Genomic DNA, 609 nt, shown 5'->3' with positions numbered 1-609 from the left:
GCCGTCATTTCCACAGCCCGATCTTGGTCAGTTCTTCCTGGAAGTTGGCGCGGGTGATCAGGGTCACTTCATCCATGGCCGTGTACTTCGGCGGTTCGGTGCCCTTGGTGACCCACTCGTACATCATCAGCGCGGTGTTGTAGCCTTCGATGTGCGGGCTTGGCAGCATGGAGCCGAAGAAGCCGCTGTTGGCTTTCTTCAGTTCGCCGATGGCGTCGGTGCCATTGATGCCGATGCCGATCACATTGGCGGCGGCGAAACCGGCGCTTTCAGTGGCGCGCACGCCGCCGAGCACGGTGTTGTCGTTCATGCCGCCGATGATCAGGTTTTTCGCGCCGCTGGGCAGCTTGACCAGGGCCGAGTTGGTGGCGTCCATGCTGCCGGGGACGTCGAGGGTTTTCAGCGCGGCGGTGAGGATGTGGTCCTTGGGAATGCCGGCTTCTTCCAGGGATTTGATCGAGCCATCGGTGCGTTTCTTGCCGGTGTCGAGTTCATTGAAGGTGTTGATCACCGCATAGGTGTCCTTCCAGTCCCAACCGCGTTTTTTCGCCTCGGCAGCCATGGCCGCGCCTTGTTTCTGGCCCACTTCAAACGCGGCCATGCCCAGGT

General features: G+C 60.9%; 1 pseudogene. It reads right to left on the bottom strand.

The window, feature by feature from the left end:
* Nucleotides 1-4 precede the first annotated feature (4 nt).
* A pseudogene (locus PspCFBP13509_RS31325) lies at nucleotides 5-609 on the bottom strand (arabinose ABC transporter substrate-binding protein); the annotation flags it as partial.

Origin of the sequence: Pseudomonas sp. CFBP13509 (assembly GCF_005233485.1) — a bacterium.
GTDB lineage: Bacteria > Pseudomonadota > Gammaproteobacteria > Pseudomonadales > Pseudomonadaceae > Aquipseudomonas > Aquipseudomonas marginalis.
This window is presented reverse-complemented; position numbering and strand designations above follow the sequence as displayed.